A 15,513-nucleotide genomic window follows, 5' to 3' on the forward strand; every position below is an offset into this window, starting at 1 on the left:
AGAGTGGCGTCGAATAATCCGGCATGGCCCCGGTATTCCAGTAACCGGCATTTCGACAATAATTATGCCAGCGTCGAACCGGAAGAATTTCATTATCGCATCAGACAGCCGGCGTCTGGTTTGCGCCCCGGGTTCCATCGCAGTATACAGATTGGGTCCGGCGATCAGTTTCGTGAATATGGTAGTTTGCTGCGCCAACCGGACCCCAGACGTCTGGATTTGCGCGCCAGTCTGCGCGATCCGCTACAGCAGTTGCAGGTCAGGATTTATAATCAGCGCAGCACGCTCACAGTCTGTCTCCTTGCCGATCTGACTGCTTCCATGAGTTTTGGCGGCACTGGCGGTAAATTACGATTGCTGACTGAAATTGCTGCCTCTATAGCCCTGTCTGCCTTTCGAACCGGCGATGCATTCGCCTTTTACGCCGCCGATACGATACTGCGTCAGGAGCTTCTGATACCTCCCACCCGGCGCTCGGGCTTGCCCTGGCAGATTGCCGGACAGCTGTATCATGCAGCGCCAGCTGGCAACCATGCGCGCGGCATGCTGGCAGCCGTGCAACGCGTGCCGGCGCGGACCTCATTGATTTTCCTCGTCAGTGATTTTCACTGGCCGAATGATTTGCTTCATGAAGTCCTGGGACGCCTGTCCGGACACATTGTAGTGCCGTTGGTTTCATGGAGCGCGCACGAGTATGTCCCGGCTGCCACATTTGGCCTGGTTGCAATACGGGACCTTGAAAGTGGCCAGCGTCGTCTGCTGCTGGCCCGTCCCGGCCTCAGAGCTCGTCTGACAAAAGCACAGCATGGTCGTCGCAGCCAGCTGCACAGAACTTTTGTAAGCCATGGTCATGAGCCGGTTTTTTTCGAGGGGCATTATGATCCCCGGCAACTAACCGAATACTTTCTGGCCCGGGGATAGCCATGCAGCTGATTCATACAAGGTGGTATTACAGTCTGTTATGGCTGCTGCTCTTCCTGCCAGGTGCGGTTGTTATGGCCGCCGAGCCATCCATACAGCGTTTCGCCCCCAAACCATTCGGCTATCAGATGGGCGATGTCATCAGGCACCGAATTGTGGTGCGCACCGATGAGAATTTCGCTCTGGTCAGGGAGGCGCTGCCGAGGACCGGGGCACTGGATTACTGGCTGGAATTGCAGTCCGTCAGTGTCGAGGAGTCTGCCGGAGGTCAGAAGTATGTCATTTTACTGGACTACCAGGTTTTCTATGCGCCGCTTGATGTAAGGGCATTGGAACTGCCAGAGCTGGAGATCAAGCTGGCCAGTGAGACGCAAACCAGGAGCCTGAAACTGCCGGCCTGGGAATTCACGATATCACCGATACTGGAAACCATGGGTGCACGTTTCAGCGAGTCCGGCGTCTACATGCGCGAGGATGCCGCACCGCTATTACGCACTGCGAGCAGCCACAGACAGCGTCTGTTCATATGGTTGGCGACCGGTCTCGTACTGGCTGCCACGGCAACAGGCCGTTCAATCTGGTTGCGTGGTTCACGCCAGCCGTTTCGACGCGCCCTTGTACAGTTGCGTCGTCTGGCTCGGCATGGCGATACCGATTCCATGTATGAGGGCGTTCGCTGCGTGCACCGCGCATTCAATGAAGTCGCCGGCGAGTCCGTGTTTGCAGACACGCTGGACCGTCTGTTTCAGAAACAGCCTGGCCTGGAGGGGCTGCGGCAACGTATTGAAAATTTCTATCAGCAGTCGCGCAAGCTATTTTTTGCCGATCCTGCACTAGCAGATAATGCGTCGGACAGGATGGGTTTCGCTGAGCTTAAGCATCTGTGCCGTGACTGTGCCCGGGCCCTGAAATGACACTGAATCTGGGCGTTAGTTATCCATGGGTATTGCTGTTGTTGCCCCTTGTCGCGTTGCCATGGCTGCAGATGCCCCTGGACAGCCGTGACCATTCCTGTGTTGCTGCATTGCCGGCCGATAGCCTGTCGCGAGCTCTGCAGATTGGCCTGGCGGTGGCAGGTTCGGCCGCGATTCTGGCAACGTTGCTCGGCATCGCGGATCTGCATCGCGTGGAACACAGCATACCGCGTGTGGGCACCGGGGCCCATCTGGTTCTCTTGCTGGATCGCAGCAAAAGTATGGACAACACGTTTGCCGGGCGGCGCGCGGATGGTGACGAGGAATCGAAAGCGGAAGCCGCCCGGCGTTTGTTAAGTGAATTCATGCAGAAACGCGAGCATGACCTGTTTGGCGTGGCCGCATTCAGTACCACCCCTTTATATGTGTTGCCGCTGACGGATCGGCGCCAGGCCACACAGGCGGCGATAGATACCCTGGCGACACCGGGCCTGGCCTATACCAATGTCGGTGATGGTCTGAGTCTGGCCCTGTCCTATTATCGCGATCTCCCGATGACAGGTTCCCGTGCCATTGTCCTGGTATCCGACGGTGCCGCCACGATTGACTTTCGTACCCAGGAGAAACTGCGACAGTATTTCCCTGAACTGGGTGTACGCCTTTATTGGGTGTTCCTGCGCACCAGCGGTGATCGCGGACCATTCGATGAGCCCGAGAATGAGCAGGAAGACACTCCGGAGGCTATGCCCGAACGCCACCTGCACAAGTTTTTTCAGACCCTGGGCGTTCCCTACAGTGCCTACGAAGCGGAAAATCCGCAGGCACTGGAACAAGCCATCCTGCAGATTGCGAGACTGGAAAACGAGCCACTTGTGATCCAGGAAAAGGTGCCGCGGGTAAACCTTGCCCATCTGTGTTATGCGCTGGCCCTGGGGGCGCTGTTGCTGTTGTTGTCGGCAAAACTCATGGAGGTGCGTGCATGGCAGGCGTAACCCTGAAATCAGCCAGTCTCTGGCTCGGAGCCTGCAGTATGCTGCTGCTCGTTGCCGTTATTGTGGATGCAGTACCGGTCCTTAACGCCTACCGCATTAACAGCAACGTCGAACGCATCATGCAGTCATCGATACGTGAGCCGGCACCGGAGGATCTGTCGCATGAAGAACGCCTGGCCTATGCCTGGCGTTTGAATGAACTGGGCGAGGAAGAACTGGCCGTGGCGGAATATCGATTACTCGCCGGTTCGACGGGTGTTGCAGAGAAGATACGCATTGCTGCCCACTACAATCTGGGCAACATCTACCTGCGCGATGCATTGGCAGAAGCGGAAGATATCAACGTTGATCAGGCCCGCACCCGGGGGCAGCTTGCCAAGGCGCAACTGCGGGATGCGTTGCGGCTGGATCCGGAATACTGGGATGCGCGCTACAACCTGGAACTGGCCCATCATATTGTGCCGGACCTGCCATTGGGTGAAGGTGGTGAAGATCCCGAGGCTGTCGAGCGCGAGGATGTCTATTCGGACATGTCCGGGTCACCTTACGGGATGCCGTAATGAACAGGTTGCGTGGCTGGCGTCTGGTTTGTCTGTTGCTGGCAGTCGTGCTGCTGGCTGTTGCCATAACCGATCCGCATTATGAACTGGAGCAGCCGGTTTACAGCTTCATGGCGGTTGTCGATATCACGCGCAGCATGAACACGCGCGATTACCGGCTTGGTGATCTTGATATAAGCCGACTGGAAACAGTGCGCCGTACGTTGAAGGAAATGTCACGAACATTGCCCTGCGGCTCACGTCTTGGCGTTTCCCTGTTCACTGAGCGACGTGCAGCCGTACTGTTAATGCCGGTAGAAGTCTGTGACAACTATGCACCGTTAGCGGAAACGATTGACCATATAGACTGGCGCATGGCGTGGGCCGCCGACAGCAACATCATGCAGGGGCTGTATAACACACTGGAACTGATGCGCGATCTGTCCGTCCGCGAGATGTTGAATGCAGACCTGTTGTTCATTACGGACGGTCATGAGGCGCCACCGCCAAACCCGAATTACATGCCCGATCTGAAAGACTTTCAGAACCAGGGCGAATGGCAGCCTGGCGGCCTCGTTATCGGCGTGGGCGGCGATGAGTTGAGCCGAATTCCCAAGCATAACCAGGAAGGCGAAATGATTGGTTATTACGGTGCGGATGATGTTACCCAGGTGACCAGTTTCGGATTGCCCGAGGATCCCGAATCAATTGAAGGCTATCATCCGCGTAATGCGCCCTGGGGAAATCGTGACACCAGTGGTAACGAGCATCTATCCAGTCTGAAGGAAAGTTATCTGCTTGAACTGGCTGGGCAAAGTGGTCTGGATTATATACGTCTGGAAACACCTGCCCAGCTCGCAACCGACATACAGGAGCAAGTCACGGCCAGGCGTGTCGAACGGCCGGTTCGTATCCATTTTATTCCGGCAATGCTGGCACTTGCCGCCGTACTTGCACTCTACGTGGCTGTCTGGTTCCGCCATATTGCGGCGTTGTTGATTTCATACACCATAATCAAGAGGTATTTGCATGAATAAAAAACTGTTGGCCACTCTGGTATTGTTCCTGCCGCTGGTTGCTCATGGCCACGGCCCGACACCGCAGAAAATCGAGGAAACCATTGTGATAGATGCATCGCCGGATGCTGTCTGGGCAGTCGTAGGCAAGTTTGGCGAGATTGAAGGTTGGCATCCTACGGTCAAAAAATCGGTTCCCAGTGGCGAACATGAGCAGGCGGGCGCCAGCGAACGCGACTTGACACTGGAAAATGATGAGGTGGTTGGCGAAAGCCTCGATCAGTATGAGCCTGAACAGCATCATCTGGCCTACCGGCTGCTGAGAGAAAATCTGGAAGCGCTGCCGGTCAGTTTCTATTCAGCCGATATGCAGCTGACCGCTACGGACGGCGGCACTAAAGTCAGCTGGTCGGCCCGTTTTTATCGTGGGGATACCGGTAACTTTCCGCCCGAGGATCTGAACGACCAGGCGGCAATCGATGCATTAACCGAGTTTTTTCAAAGTGGACTCCAGGGATTGAAAAAACGGGTTGAGTCCGATACATGAGGCACAGTTATCGGCAAGCAATCATGTTCATCAGCCTGTTGTTGGCCAGTATGCTGGTGAATGCAGACGAGTTGTATGTGATCAATCAGGCGGCCGCTACAGTCATAGTTATTGATGAACGTACCGGCGAAAGACAGGAGACCATCGCGGTCCCGCCAGGTCCCGTAGGTCTGGCGTTTTCAGGCGATGGCAGCAGGGCTTATGTCACCCATCCGGAGCAGGGTCAGGTCAGCGTCATCGATACCGCCCAGCGGCAAGTGCTGCGCAGCATTGATGTTGGTGGCATGCCGTTCGGCATCGCCGTGGATGAAGGTACGCACCGGCGGTTGCTGCTAGTGACCGACTGGCAACGCAATGCCCTGGTGTTTGTCGATCCGCAGCGTGGTGCGGTTATCGATCTGCTGGCGACCGGTGATGCACCGACTGGCATCGCCGTGGACGAGCGGAACCGCCGTCTGTATGTGGCCAACCGTGACAGCGGCACGATTACGGTATTGTCTGCGGATACACCGGAACTGTTTGCCACAATCGAGGCCGGCAGGGCGCCCTACGCCCTGCAACTGTCGGCCAGTGGGGGCAGGCTGTACGTGGCTGACCCGGGCGGCAATGAAGTGCTGACGATTGATACGTCCAGTCACGCGGTCAGCGGCCATGGCGAAGTGGGCCACGCTCCTTACGCACTGGCGTTGACGCCGGATGAGCAACGCCTGCTGGTGACCAGCCAGGGCGATGACATGCTGTCGATACTGGCGCCGGATCGCGACCTGGAAAAGCTCGCCGGGATTGAAGTGGGTCGTGACCCGGAAGGTGTTGCCGTAGCCAGTAATGGGCAGCGAGCCTGGGTGGCCAACTGGTTCGACGAGACGCTGTCCTTGATCGATCTTGAGACCTACGAGGAACTGCGCCGTATTGCCTGTGATCCCGGTTGCCGGACAATTGTACCCGTGCCGCACCAGGATGAAGCAGGGTCATGAGCATTGCGGTTACAGAACCAGTTCTTCCGAATTGGTGATGGACGTCCGCCATTTTCTGTTACTTGTAGGTCTATTGGCCTGTATGTCCGTATTGGCCGAGACTGATGATGGCCGGCGCGCGGCCTCGGAAAGAGTCTGGAGCGACAGCCTGAAACCGGATAATTTTTCAGGCCGTGCCGTCATTCTAGATAGGGCGCACGATATCATACGGATTCAGGCACCGGAGTGGGTGGAGGATCCGACGGCAGTGCCGGTGTCTGTACATGCAGTTCGGGCACAGAGCGATGAATTTTCAATTCGTAGGATGTGGCTGTTTATCGATCGCAACCCATTGCCGCTGGTAGGCCGATTCGAACTGACGCCGCAAAGCGGGCGGGCGGATCTGGCGCTGAAAGTCCGGGTTGATGATGCCAGCTTCGTTCGGGTTGTGGTCGAGACGAATGATGGTGAACTGTACATGGATAAAACCTTCATGCGCAGTGCCGGTGGCGGCTGCTCGGCGGCGCCCGGTCCCGGTGCGCAGGAATCCATGGACAGGCGCGGGGAGATGAAGCTGAAATTCCTGGCGGATCCGACACTGGGCGCACCTGTGCCCGTCCAGTTGATGGTCCGGCATCCGAATATTACCGGCCTGAGTATTGATGTAGAGACACGCAACCGGCCCCCGGCCTATTTTCTGAATGAGCTGCTCATCAGCTACGCCGGCAGAACGGTACTGAAAGCCCAACTGACCTTTGCGCTGAGCCGGGACCCGGTGCTGCGTTTCCATTTCCGGCCACAGGGGGTAGGCGCCCTGACGGTTCAGGCCAGTGATACCAGGCAGGGACAGTACGCGAATCATTTTCCGGTTCCTCTTTAACAGGTATGGACCGGCATTCAAATAGGTATGAAATAGGATATGCCTGCCAGACAGACGGGCATGATTGGAAGTGAGAAGAGGGAAAAATGCCCTGTATAGGAGATGTATTGTACTGATACTTTAGACCATTCAGCCTGCCTGAACAGTCATGGCCTTCGGCTGGGGTGCATTCCAGATTCTGTGACTGTTCCAGGCGATGAAACTGCCCTTTGTAATGTGAGCCTGCAACGTGCCGTATGACGGTAAATTATCCTTATCGCCAGCGATTGTCGCTACGCCTGCGTTCATTATTGCTGATAGTTGCAGTCATGCTGCTGATGCTAGTGGCAGGTAGCGTTGTCCTGCTTTACGTGGCGCGCGGGGCCGTGGAAGAAGAAATGGAGGCCGGCGTCGGGCTCGCCAGCCTGCTGGTGGATGGCACACTGCATGCCGCCGATCCCCGCGGGTTCCTGCCGGTGCGGGACGTTCTGCAGGGTCTGCAGTCCCTGCGGCACGTGGATGTCATGCTCGACAGCCAGCCGGTCAAGCTGACGCATATCGAGCCACCCCAGGACGCACCGCAATGGTTTTATAACCTGTTGCGTCCTGAGGACTCGGTGCCGACCTATCGCCTGCCCATAGAAGTCGGCAGAAATACGGACTACGTCACTATACGTCCCAATCCCGGCGATGAAATCGATGAGATATGGAAGGACTTCAAGCTGCTCGTCGGTATTGCTGCCGTTGCCACGTTTCTGACGTGCTTTCTGATTTATCTGGCCATCTGGCGTGGACTGAAACCACTGCAAGCTTTACAGGATGCTTTTGTGCGTCTGGAGCGTGGATATTTTGAGACCCGTATTGCGAGTTCCGCGCCGCGCGAATTGGCGAAGTTGCAGGATGGATTTAATCACATGGCCGAGGTGTTGCAGTCCAATATTGCCGAACGCCGGCGTCTGGCCGGACGAGTGGTTGAAATGCAGGAGAATGACTGGCGCGGGCTTGCCCGGGAAATACATGATGAACTGTCACCGCAGATTTTCCGTCTGCGGGCAGATGCAGCCGCCTTGTCCGATATGCTCGCTACAGCAAGTCAGCCGGCGGCGCAGAACATGGTGCGTTCTATTGCAGAAAGCGTGGAAGTATTGCAGACACAAATGCAGAGCCTGTACAAGCGGCTGCGTCCCCAGGCCCTGGACGAACTCGGACTGAAAGGTGCCCTGGAGGACATGGTCAATCGCTGGCGCCGGTTGTATCCGAACGTCGAGTGGCTGCTGTATATGGATAAGTTGCCGGAACCCCTGCCGGACATGGTGAACGTTACCGTCTACCGTTTCGTGCAGGAAGGCTTGACCAATGCAGGCAGGCACTCAGGTGCCAGCAGGATTGAAACAAGTCTGCAGCACGTGGCCGAGCGGGAAATGCTCCTGGTCACAATAAGCGATAATGGCAAGGGACTGGCCGAGGCAACGGGCGGTTACGGGTTTGGACTATCCGGTATGCGTGAGCGACTGTCAGCACTGGGTGGCGTTCTGGAATACGATCATATTACGGGCGGTGGTCTCCTGCTGCGGGCGGAAATCCCGTTGCTTACGGACCAGGCGCCAGTGCAAACGGAAGGTGTGTTATGAGCCAGTCAGAAGAACTGAATGTGTTGATTGTCGACGATCACCCCGTTGTAAGAGAAGGTTGCCGAAGCCTGTTCAAGTCGGCCGGCGACCTGCGGCTTATTGAAGCCGAATCGCCGTCCGCCACGTTGACCTTGTATGAACAGGAACAGCCGGATGTGGTGCTGCTTGATATCAACCTGCCTGAAACGGGCGGACTGGAACTGCTGGCGATGCTGCTCAAGGAATATCCGGGTGCTAAAATATTAATGTTCTCGATGTACGATAATGCGGCGCTCGCAGCCCGTGCCATTGAGCTCGGTGCGTCCGGCTATATAACCAAAAATAGCGCTGTACCGCATCTGATCAGTGCGATCAGGCAGGTGGCCAGAGGCAAACCGTTTCTCGATCCGAACCTTGTTCAGGACGTGCTTTTCATCAATCTGGATATTCCCGGTTCGCAGGGCGACAAGCGGGATACCATGATCATGGATCTGCTTGGGCAGGGCAAAACATTGCGCGAGATCGTATCGATTACCGGCATCAGCTACAGGACGGTTTGCCGTATATGTACACGCCTGAAGTCGCGTCTGAACGTTACCTCGATTAATGCACTCAGCCGACTGGCAGTATTGCGCAATATCGTCAGTAGCCACCCCGACGGTAGACAGAAAGCGCAATCATAGTCCCGATTAGGGCTTGTCCGTATCCTGGTCCTGGCCCGAATCCTCCTGCGCAGGCCGGTTTTCCTCGTCGGGATGTTCCAGTTGCTCGAGCCGCTGTTCGACCTTGTGCATATGATCAAGCAGCCGGTCCAGTGCATTGGCAACCGGGTCGGGCATATCCTGACTGGCACCGTAGGCGTCGAAGCCGATTTTCTTGGCCATTTCCGCGCGATGCGCCTGCATTTCCTTTTTCACCACCACGCGACCGGGAATACCGACGACGGTGGCGCCGGGCGGCACGTCCTTGACGACGACGGCGTTGGAGCCAACGCGCGCGCCCTCACCGAGGGTAACCGGGCCGAGTATCTTGGCACCGGCACCAACGACGACGTTATTCCGCAGGGTCGGGTGGCGCTTGCCCTTCTGCCAGGTCGTGCCACCGAGCGTGACGCCATGGTAAATCGAGCACTCGTCGCCGATCTCTGATGTCTCGCCGATGACGATACCCATGCCGTGATCGATGAAGAAGCGTTTACCGATTACTGCGCCGGGATGAATCTCCACGCCGGTCAAGAACCGCGCCAGGTGCGCAAATATGCGTGCCAGCAGACGCAGCTTCTTTTTCCACAACCAGTGATTGAAGCGATGCATGACTATGGCCTGGAAACCGGGGCAGGTAAAAATCGTTTCCAGAACCGAACGCGCGGCCGGGTCGCGCTCGAAAACGACCTGAATTTCCTCTTTAAACCATTTGAACATGGCGTCTTACCTTGAATGAATCCGCGAATGAACGCGAATGTACGCAAATAATATGGATACCTGATAAATAGATGCCGAGCAAAATCCTGATATCAATGCCAACATCGTAGTATTGGCATATCGTATTCGCGTTGATTGGCGTTTATTTGCGGACTATTCAATTTAGGCTTTCAATACGTTCGTACTGCTGTTCGAGTTTGACGATCGCGGCTTCGATTTCATTGCAGCGTTGCCGTTCCTTGTCGACCACCGCAGCCGGCGCCTTGTCGACGAAGCTGCTGTTTTCGAGCTTGGCACTGATACGCTGGCGATCATTGCGGTACTTGTCCAGTTCTTTCTGCAGCCGCGCCAGTTCGGCCTGCGGATCGATCAGCCCGGCCAGCGGAATGGCGATGGTCATGTCACCGGCCAGCGCCGTTGCGGCTTCGTCCGACTCGTTCCAGGGTTCCAGCGATTCAATCTTCGCCAGACTGGTCAGGTAGGGACGGTATTCATCGAGCCAGGACTGCTCCTGCGCGTTGCCGCCGGTGAATCGCACCGGTAATGGTTTTCCGGGGGCGATATTGAATTCCGCCCGAATGCGCCGGACACCGAGAATGAAGGCCTTGACCCATTCGACCGCCGCCAGCACCGTCGCGTCGATACGGCTTTCATCGGCCTGCGGATACGGTTGCAGCATGATGGTTTCGCCGTCCTTTATGCCGGCGTAGGGGGCGACGCGTTGCCACAGTTCCTCGGTGATGTACGGAATGATCGGATGTGCCAGGCGCAACAGGGCTTCGAGCACCCGCACCAGAGTCCGCCGGGTGCCGCGCTGTGCCGCCGCACTGCTGTCGCCGGTCAGGGTCACCTTCGACAGTTCCAGGTACCAGTCGCAGTACTCGTCCCAGGTAAATTCGTAGATTGCCTGGGCGGCAAGATCGAAGCGGTAGTGTTCGAGCTGCTGGGCAACCTCACGCTCGGTCTGCTGCAGCCGGGCAATAATCCAGTGTTCGGCCAGACCGAGTTCGACCGGACTGGATTCATCGAGACCGGTATCCTGATCCTCGATACTCATCATGACATAGCGCGACGCGTTCCAGAGCTTGTTGCAGTAGTTGCGATAGCCCTCGATGCGGCCAATGTCGAACTTGATGTCACGACCCGGACCGGCCAGTGAGGCAAAAGTGAAACGCAGCGAGTCAGTGCCGTAGGCGTTGATGCCGTCGGGGAAGTGCTTGCGGGTCTGCTTCTCGATCTTGTCGGCCTGTTGCAGCTGCATGAGACCGCTGGTGCGTTTTTTGACCAGTGTGTCGATGTCGATGCCGTCGATTAGATCAATCGGATCGAGCACGTTACCCTTGGACTTCGACATCTTCTGGCCCTCGGAGTCGCGCACCAGGCCGTGGATGTAGACCTCGCGGAACGGTACCTCGCCGGTGAATTTCAGTCCCATCATGATCATGCGCGCGACCCAGAAGAAGATGATGTCGAAGCCGGTTACCAGCACGCTGGTCGGGTAGAAGGTTCTGAACTCGGGCGTGTCCTGCGGCCAGCCCAGCGTCGACATCGGCCACAGCGCCGACGAGAACCAGGTGTCGAGCACATCCTCGTCGCGGCGCAGACTTATGTCATCACCGAGCTTGTACTGGGCGCGCACCGCCTGCTCGGACTCGCCGACATAGATGTTTTCCTCGGCGTCGTACCAGGCCGGAATGCGATGGCCCCACCACAGCTGGCGGCTGATGCACCAGTCCTGAATATTGCGCATCCACTCGAAGTAGGTCTTGCTCCAGTTCTCCGGCACAAAGCGGATACGGCCGTCCTCGACGGCCTGGATCGCCGGCTCGGCCAGTGGCGCGACTTTCACGTACCACTGATTGGTCAGGTAAGGCTCGACGACGGCATTGGAACGGTCACCGCGCGGCACCATCAGCTTGTGCGCCTCGGTTTTTTCCAGCAGGCCGGCCGTTTCCAGATCGGCAACAATGCGCTTGCGCGCCTCGAACCGATCGAGGCCCCGGTATTGCTCCGGTACGCTGTCGTTCATTGCCGCATCGATGGTGAAGATGTTGATCAGGCCGCCGTTGTCCAGCGCCTGGATTGCCGCTTCATGACTGTGCCGGTTCCAGACCTCGTAGTCGTTGAAGTCATGCGCCGGCGTAATCTTGACGCAGCCGCTGCCGAACTCGGGATCGACATAGTTGTCGGCAATGACCGGGATCGTGCGATCGGTCAACGGCAGTCTGATCGACTGGCCGATGATCGATTGATAGCGTTCGTCATCCGGGTGTACGGCCACCGCGGCGTCACCGAGCAGTGTCTCCGGCCGGGTGGTGGCGACGATGACGTGGCCACTGCCGTCGGCCAGCGGGTATTTCATGTGCCACAGCTGACCCTGTTCCTCTTCACTGAGCACTTCCAGATCGGAAATGGCGGTATGCAGCACCGGGTCCCAGTTGACCAGACGCTTGCCGCGATAGATGAGTCCCTCGTTGTACAGATCAATGAATACCTTCTGTACGGCGGCGGACAGATCCTCGTTGAGCGTAAAGCGTTCGCGCGACCAGTCCAGCGATGAGCCCAGGCGTCGCAGCTGGGTGGTGATCGTATTGCCGGATTCCTGCTTCCATTCCCAGACCCGCTCGATGAACTTCTCGCGACCGAGATCGTGACGCGATTTGTTTTCGCCCTGCAGCTGGCGTTCGACCACCATCTGCGTGGCGATGCCGGCGTGATCGGTGCCCGGTTGCCACAGTGTGTTATAGCCACGCATGCGGTGGTAACGGGTCAGGCTATCCATGATGGTGTTGTTGAAGGCGTGACCCATATGCAGCGTGCCAGTGACGTTCGGTGGCGGCAGCATGATGCAGAACGGTTCGGCGCTGTCATCCATGTGCTGGGGCCGGAAATAACCGGCACTTTCCCAGTAGTCATACCAGCGCGTTTCGATCGCTTTCGGGTCGTAAGTCTTGTCCATGGTCTTTCTATCGGTCAGATCGCCGGCCAATGTCCGGCAGTGGCATACAGGTGGTTTCAGTACTTACCCGCTGATGGGACAACAGCGGGTAACGAATGGCGTCAGCGCCTGGTCAGCGGACGGCAGAATCATCGTTGCTGTCCTGATCGGCGCTGTCGAGTTGTTGCGGGTCGAGCTTCAGTGCGGCGGCCAGCTCGTTGCGGAATTCGGTCAGTACGCTGTATTTGAGCATGCCGACCACGGTCTCCAGTTCGGTCTCCAGTTGCTCTGCGAGCTGGTCCAGCAACTGCCGAATCTGCTGCGGGTCCGGCCCAGCTGCCGCTGGCACTGCGGACGGCGCGGCAGCATGATCGTCCGCGGCTGGTTCGCTGTCGTCGTCTGCAACGATGTCATCAAGCAATGGCAGTTTTTCGCTCGCCGGGCTGCCGTCATCGGCCTGCGAGTCGAGCAGCGTTTCCAGCTGGCGGATGGCATCGCCCAGGTCGGCATCGCTGCTGTCCGGACGCTGGGGCTGGCGATCAGATTGACTCATTTATAGGCTCGCGCTTGTGGCTGGACCATCACGGTCGCATCGGTATCAGGCGTCGATGCTGTGATTGTGCAGTTCGTGGCCCTGGTCGCGATAGGTTCGATAGCGCTGGCGGGCCGCTTGCCGCTCGTCGGCATTACCACCGACGATTTCCGCGATTCTATCAAATTTGCCGACCGCAGGTGGCATGTCATCACCGAGGTTCACCAGCACATCGACGTCGGTAATGCCGTTCTGGATGGCGGCGGGGTCGCCCCAGCCAATCAGGACCGGGACTTCGCCGACGGCATCGCTGTCGACCAGCGCGTGGGGCACGAAGCTTATATCACGGAAGGTCCACAGCAGCTCGTCGAATTCGGTGGCGCGGTCGCGATCAGCGGCCAGCAGGCAGACCCGGTGGCCGGCCTTCCAGGCTTTCGCGGTCAATGCGCAGGCGAACTGCTTGCGCGACTGGCCGCCGCTCTCCGGCAAAATATAGAAGTCGACTCTTGCCATAAAACGTCAGTCCGCAAATGAACGCAAATGAACGCAAATCCTGGAACTGCTGATGCTAGAGCCAGCTGGTCTGAATGTGTCATAGCCGGGTCGATGCACGGTGACTCCTTATATTTTCAGTGTTCACGGGCGGCCGGATATTCGCATAATGCCATCACGGTTGGCCCATTGGCGTTAATTCGCGTGCATTCGCGGTTCATCTCTCATTGATACGATCCAGCAGGTACTGCACCAGCAGTGGTACCGGCCGGCCAGTGGCGCCCTTTTCCTTGCCGGTCAGCCAGGCGGTGCCGGCGATGTCCAGGTGGGCCCAGTGGAATTTCTTGGCAAAGCGCGACAGGAAGCAGGCGGCGGTTATGGCACCACCGTCGCGGCCGCCGCCGACGTTGGCCATATCGGCGAACGGGCTGTCCAGGGCCTGCTGGTACTCGTCCCACATCGGCAGCTGCCAGGCCGGATCGCCAATGGTGCGGCCGGCGACCAGCAGGTCATTGGCCAGTGCCTGGTGGTTGGCGAACAGGCCGCTGGCATGCTTGCCCAGTGCAACCACGCAGGCGCCGGTCAGGGTGGCGATGTCGACCACCGATTCCGGCTCGTACTGCTCGCAGTAGGTGAGGGCGTCGCACAGGATCAGCCGGCCCTCGGCATCGGTATTCAGGACCTCGATGGTCTGGCCGGACATGCTCGTGTAAATATCGCCGGGGCGGGTGGCCTTGCTGCCGGGCATGTTCTCCACCGTCGGCACCAGGCCGATAAAATTGATCGGCAGGTTGAGTTCGGCGACAGCGGTCATGGCGCCGAAGACGCTGGCGGCACCGCACATGTCGTATTTCATTTCGTCCATGCCGCTGGCCGGCTTGATCGAGATGCCGCCGGTGTCGAAGGTCACGCCCTTGCCGACGAAGGCCACCGGTTTTTCGTCCTTGCGGCCACCCCGGTATTCCATGACGATCAGCCGGGCCGGTTGCTCGCTGCCCTGGGCCACCGACAGCAATGATCCCATGCCAAGCTCTTCCATGGCCGCCTCGTCGAGCACCTTGACGTCAACGGACTTGTATTTTTTCGCCAGCTCAAGCGCCTGGTCAGCAAGATAGGTCGGGTTGCAGATGTTGGGCGGCAGGTTGGCAAGTTCCTTGGCGGTCTGCACGCCGTCGGCAATCGCCTGGCCGACTTCGACGGCTTCCTCGCCGGCGGTCAGGTCGCGACGCGTGGGCACGCCCAGCACGACCTTGCGCAACGGCCGGCGGGCACTTTCCTTTTTGCTCTTGAGCTGTTCGAAGCGATACAGTGAATCGCGTACAGTCAGTACGGCCTGCTGTACCTTCCAGCGGACATCGCGGCCCTTGACGTTGATCTCCGGCAGGTAGCAGACCGCCTCCATGGAGCCGGTGTCGTTGAGGCTGTGCGCCATGGTGGCGATGATGCGGCGATACTGGGTCTCGCCAAGCTCGCGCTCTTTGCCACAGCCGATGAGCAGGACCCGGTCGGCGAGTGTGCCGGGAACATTGTGCAATAACAGGGTCTGACCAAGTTTGCCCTCGATATCGCCGCGACGTACCAGGTTGGAAAGAAACCGTTCACTGGCCTGGTCGATGGTACGTGCCGCTGATGACAGGCGCCGGGGCTCGAAAACACCGACCACGATGCAGGCGCTGCGCTGCTTCTCCGGATTACCGCTTTTGATCGTAAATTCCATAATAATTCTCTGGTTAGACGGCTCCGCCGGCACCGGGAAAAACTGTCATTTAAGGGTGCTTA

15 protein-coding genes are annotated in these 15,513 nt (G+C 58.0%); 10 read left to right on the forward strand and 5 right to left on the reverse strand.

Features of this window, described 5'->3' with window-relative positions:
• Nucleotides 1–3 precede the first annotated feature (3 nt).
• From J2T55_RS00720 to J2T55_RS00765, 10 genes are all read left to right on the forward strand, one after another.
• Entirely contained in the window at nucleotides 4–921 is a 918-nt protein-coding gene (locus J2T55_RS00720) for a DUF58 domain-containing protein (RefSeq protein WP_259053526.1), read from the forward strand.
• A 2-nt stretch (nucleotides 922–923) separates the two neighbouring features.
• Nucleotides 924–1,835 (forward strand): hypothetical protein, encoded by a 912-nt coding sequence (locus J2T55_RS00725; protein ID WP_259053529.1) that lies wholly within the window; start codon nucleotides 924–926, stop codon nucleotides 1,833–1,835.
• Nucleotides 1,832–2,827 carry a vWA domain-containing protein gene (locus J2T55_RS00730; protein ID WP_259053531.1) on the forward strand — a complete coding sequence of 332 codons (996 nt, stop codon included), beginning with the start codon at nucleotides 1,832–1,834 and terminating at the stop codon, nucleotides 2,825–2,827. Before J2T55_RS00725 ends, J2T55_RS00730 begins: the two co-directional genes overlap by 4 nt.
• Nucleotides 2,815–3,387, forward strand: a complete 573-nt coding sequence (locus J2T55_RS00735; protein ID WP_259053534.1) for a hypothetical protein — start codon at nucleotides 2,815–2,817, stop codon at nucleotides 3,385–3,387. Before J2T55_RS00730 ends, J2T55_RS00735 begins: the two co-directional genes overlap by 13 nt.
• Nucleotides 3,387–4,403 (forward strand): vWA domain-containing protein, encoded by a 1,017-nt coding sequence (locus tag J2T55_RS00740; RefSeq protein WP_259053536.1) that lies wholly within the window; start codon nucleotides 3,387–3,389, stop codon nucleotides 4,401–4,403. The genes J2T55_RS00735 and J2T55_RS00740 overlap by 1 nt, the downstream gene beginning before the upstream one ends.
• Nucleotides 4,396–4,929 (forward strand): SRPBCC family protein, encoded by a 534-nt coding sequence (locus tag J2T55_RS00745; RefSeq protein WP_259053537.1) that lies wholly within the window; start codon nucleotides 4,396–4,398, stop codon nucleotides 4,927–4,929. Before J2T55_RS00740 ends, J2T55_RS00745 begins: the two co-directional genes overlap by 8 nt.
• A 23-nt stretch (nucleotides 4,930–4,952) precedes the next feature.
• Nucleotides 4,953–5,903 carry a YncE family protein gene (locus J2T55_RS00750; protein ID WP_259053540.1) on the forward strand — a complete coding sequence of 317 codons (951 nt, stop codon included), beginning with the start codon at nucleotides 4,953–4,955 and terminating at the stop codon, nucleotides 5,901–5,903.
• 82 nt (nucleotides 5,904–5,985) lie between these two features.
• The gene (locus tag J2T55_RS00755) at nucleotides 5,986–6,762 is read left to right on the forward strand and encodes a quinoprotein dehydrogenase-associated SoxYZ-like carrier (RefSeq protein WP_259053542.1); all 777 of its coding nucleotides are present in this window, start codon (nucleotides 5,986–5,988) and stop codon (nucleotides 6,760–6,762) included.
• Between the two features lie 236 nt (nucleotides 6,763–6,998).
• Nucleotides 6,999–8,372: an ATP-binding protein gene (locus tag J2T55_RS00760; protein ID WP_259053544.1), complete on the forward strand. Its 1,374-nt coding sequence runs from the start codon at nucleotides 6,999–7,001 to the stop codon at nucleotides 8,370–8,372.
• Complete coding sequence (locus J2T55_RS00765) at nucleotides 8,369–9,034, forward strand: response regulator transcription factor (protein WP_259053545.1); 666 nt, start codon at nucleotides 8,369–8,371, stop codon at nucleotides 9,032–9,034. The genes J2T55_RS00760 and J2T55_RS00765 overlap by 4 nt, the downstream gene beginning before the upstream one ends.
• Before the next feature lie 6 nt (nucleotides 9,035–9,040).
• On the opposite strand, the gene cysE is transcribed toward J2T55_RS00765, so the two are convergent.
• From cysE to J2T55_RS00790, 5 genes are all read right to left on the reverse strand, one after another.
• Nucleotides 9,041–9,772 carry a serine O-acetyltransferase gene (cysE, locus tag J2T55_RS00770; RefSeq protein WP_259053547.1) on the reverse strand — a complete coding sequence of 244 codons (732 nt, stop codon included), beginning with the start codon at nucleotides 9,770–9,772 and terminating at the stop codon, nucleotides 9,041–9,043.
• Nucleotides 9,773–9,929: 157 nt separating this feature from the next.
• Nucleotides 9,930–12,731 (reverse strand): valine--tRNA ligase, encoded by a 2,802-nt coding sequence (locus tag J2T55_RS00775; RefSeq protein ID WP_259053549.1) that lies wholly within the window; start codon nucleotides 12,729–12,731, stop codon nucleotides 9,930–9,932.
• 112 nt (nucleotides 12,732–12,843) lie between these two features.
• Nucleotides 12,844–13,263 (reverse strand): hypothetical protein, encoded by a 420-nt coding sequence (locus J2T55_RS00780; RefSeq protein WP_259053551.1) that lies wholly within the window; start codon nucleotides 13,261–13,263, stop codon nucleotides 12,844–12,846.
• 45 nt (nucleotides 13,264–13,308) lie between these two features.
• Entirely contained in the window at nucleotides 13,309–13,755 is a 447-nt protein-coding gene (locus J2T55_RS00785) for a DNA polymerase III subunit chi (RefSeq protein ID WP_259053553.1), read from the reverse strand.
• A 196-nt stretch (nucleotides 13,756–13,951) separates the two neighbouring features.
• Nucleotides 13,952–15,451, reverse strand: a complete 1,500-nt coding sequence (locus tag J2T55_RS00790) for a leucyl aminopeptidase (protein ID WP_259053555.1) — start codon at nucleotides 15,449–15,451, stop codon at nucleotides 13,952–13,954.
• Nucleotides 15,452–15,513: the final 62 nt, after the last annotated feature.

Origin of the sequence: Methylohalomonas lacus, assembly GCF_024808875.1 — a bacterium.
In the GTDB taxonomy this organism is placed as follows: Bacteria; Pseudomonadota; Gammaproteobacteria; order Methylohalomonadales; family Methylohalomonadaceae; genus Methylohalomonas; species Methylohalomonas lacus.

Bases quoted from the DNA above. Each gene is read 5' to 3' on its own strand.
- J2T55_RS00725 (WP_259053529.1), top strand. From the start codon at position 924: ATGCAGCTGATTCATACAAGGTGGTATTACAGTCTGTTATGGCTGCTG.
- J2T55_RS00730 (WP_259053531.1), top strand. From the start codon at position 1,832: ATGACACTGAATCTGGGCGTTAGTTATCCATGGGTATTGCTGTTGTTG.
- J2T55_RS00735 (WP_259053534.1), top strand. From the start codon at position 2,815: ATGGCAGGCGTAACCCTGAAATCAGCCAGTCTCTGGCTCGGAGCCTGC.
- J2T55_RS00740 (WP_259053536.1), top strand. From the start codon at position 3,387: ATGAACAGGTTGCGTGGCTGGCGTCTGGTTTGTCTGTTGCTGGCAGTC.
- J2T55_RS00745 (WP_259053537.1), top strand. From the start codon at position 4,396: ATGAATAAAAAACTGTTGGCCACTCTGGTATTGTTCCTGCCGCTGGTT.
- J2T55_RS00750 (WP_259053540.1), top strand. From the start codon at position 4,953: ATGTTCATCAGCCTGTTGTTGGCCAGTATGCTGGTGAATGCAGACGAG.
- J2T55_RS00755 (WP_259053542.1), top strand. From the start codon at position 5,986: ATGTCCGTATTGGCCGAGACTGATGATGGCCGGCGCGCGGCCTCGGAA.
- J2T55_RS00760 (WP_259053544.1), top strand. From the start codon at position 6,999: ATGACGGTAAATTATCCTTATCGCCAGCGATTGTCGCTACGCCTGCGT.
- J2T55_RS00765 (WP_259053545.1), top strand. From the start codon at position 8,369: ATGAGCCAGTCAGAAGAACTGAATGTGTTGATTGTCGACGATCACCCC.
- cysE (WP_259053547.1), bottom strand. From the start codon at position 9,772: ATGTTCAAATGGTTTAAAGAGGAAATTCAGGTCGTTTTCGAGCGCGAC.
- J2T55_RS00775 (WP_259053549.1), bottom strand. From the start codon at position 12,731: ATGGACAAGACTTACGACCCGAAAGCGATCGAAACGCGCTGGTATGAC.
- J2T55_RS00780 (WP_259053551.1), bottom strand. From the start codon at position 13,263: ATGAGTCAATCTGATCGCCAGCCCCAGCGTCCGGACAGCAGCGATGCC.
- J2T55_RS00785 (WP_259053553.1), bottom strand. From the start codon at position 13,755: ATGGCAAGAGTCGACTTCTATATTTTGCCGGAGAGCGGCGGCCAGTCG.
- J2T55_RS00790 (WP_259053555.1), bottom strand. From the start codon at position 15,451: ATGGAATTTACGATCAAAAGCGGTAATCCGGAGAAGCAGCGCAGCGCC.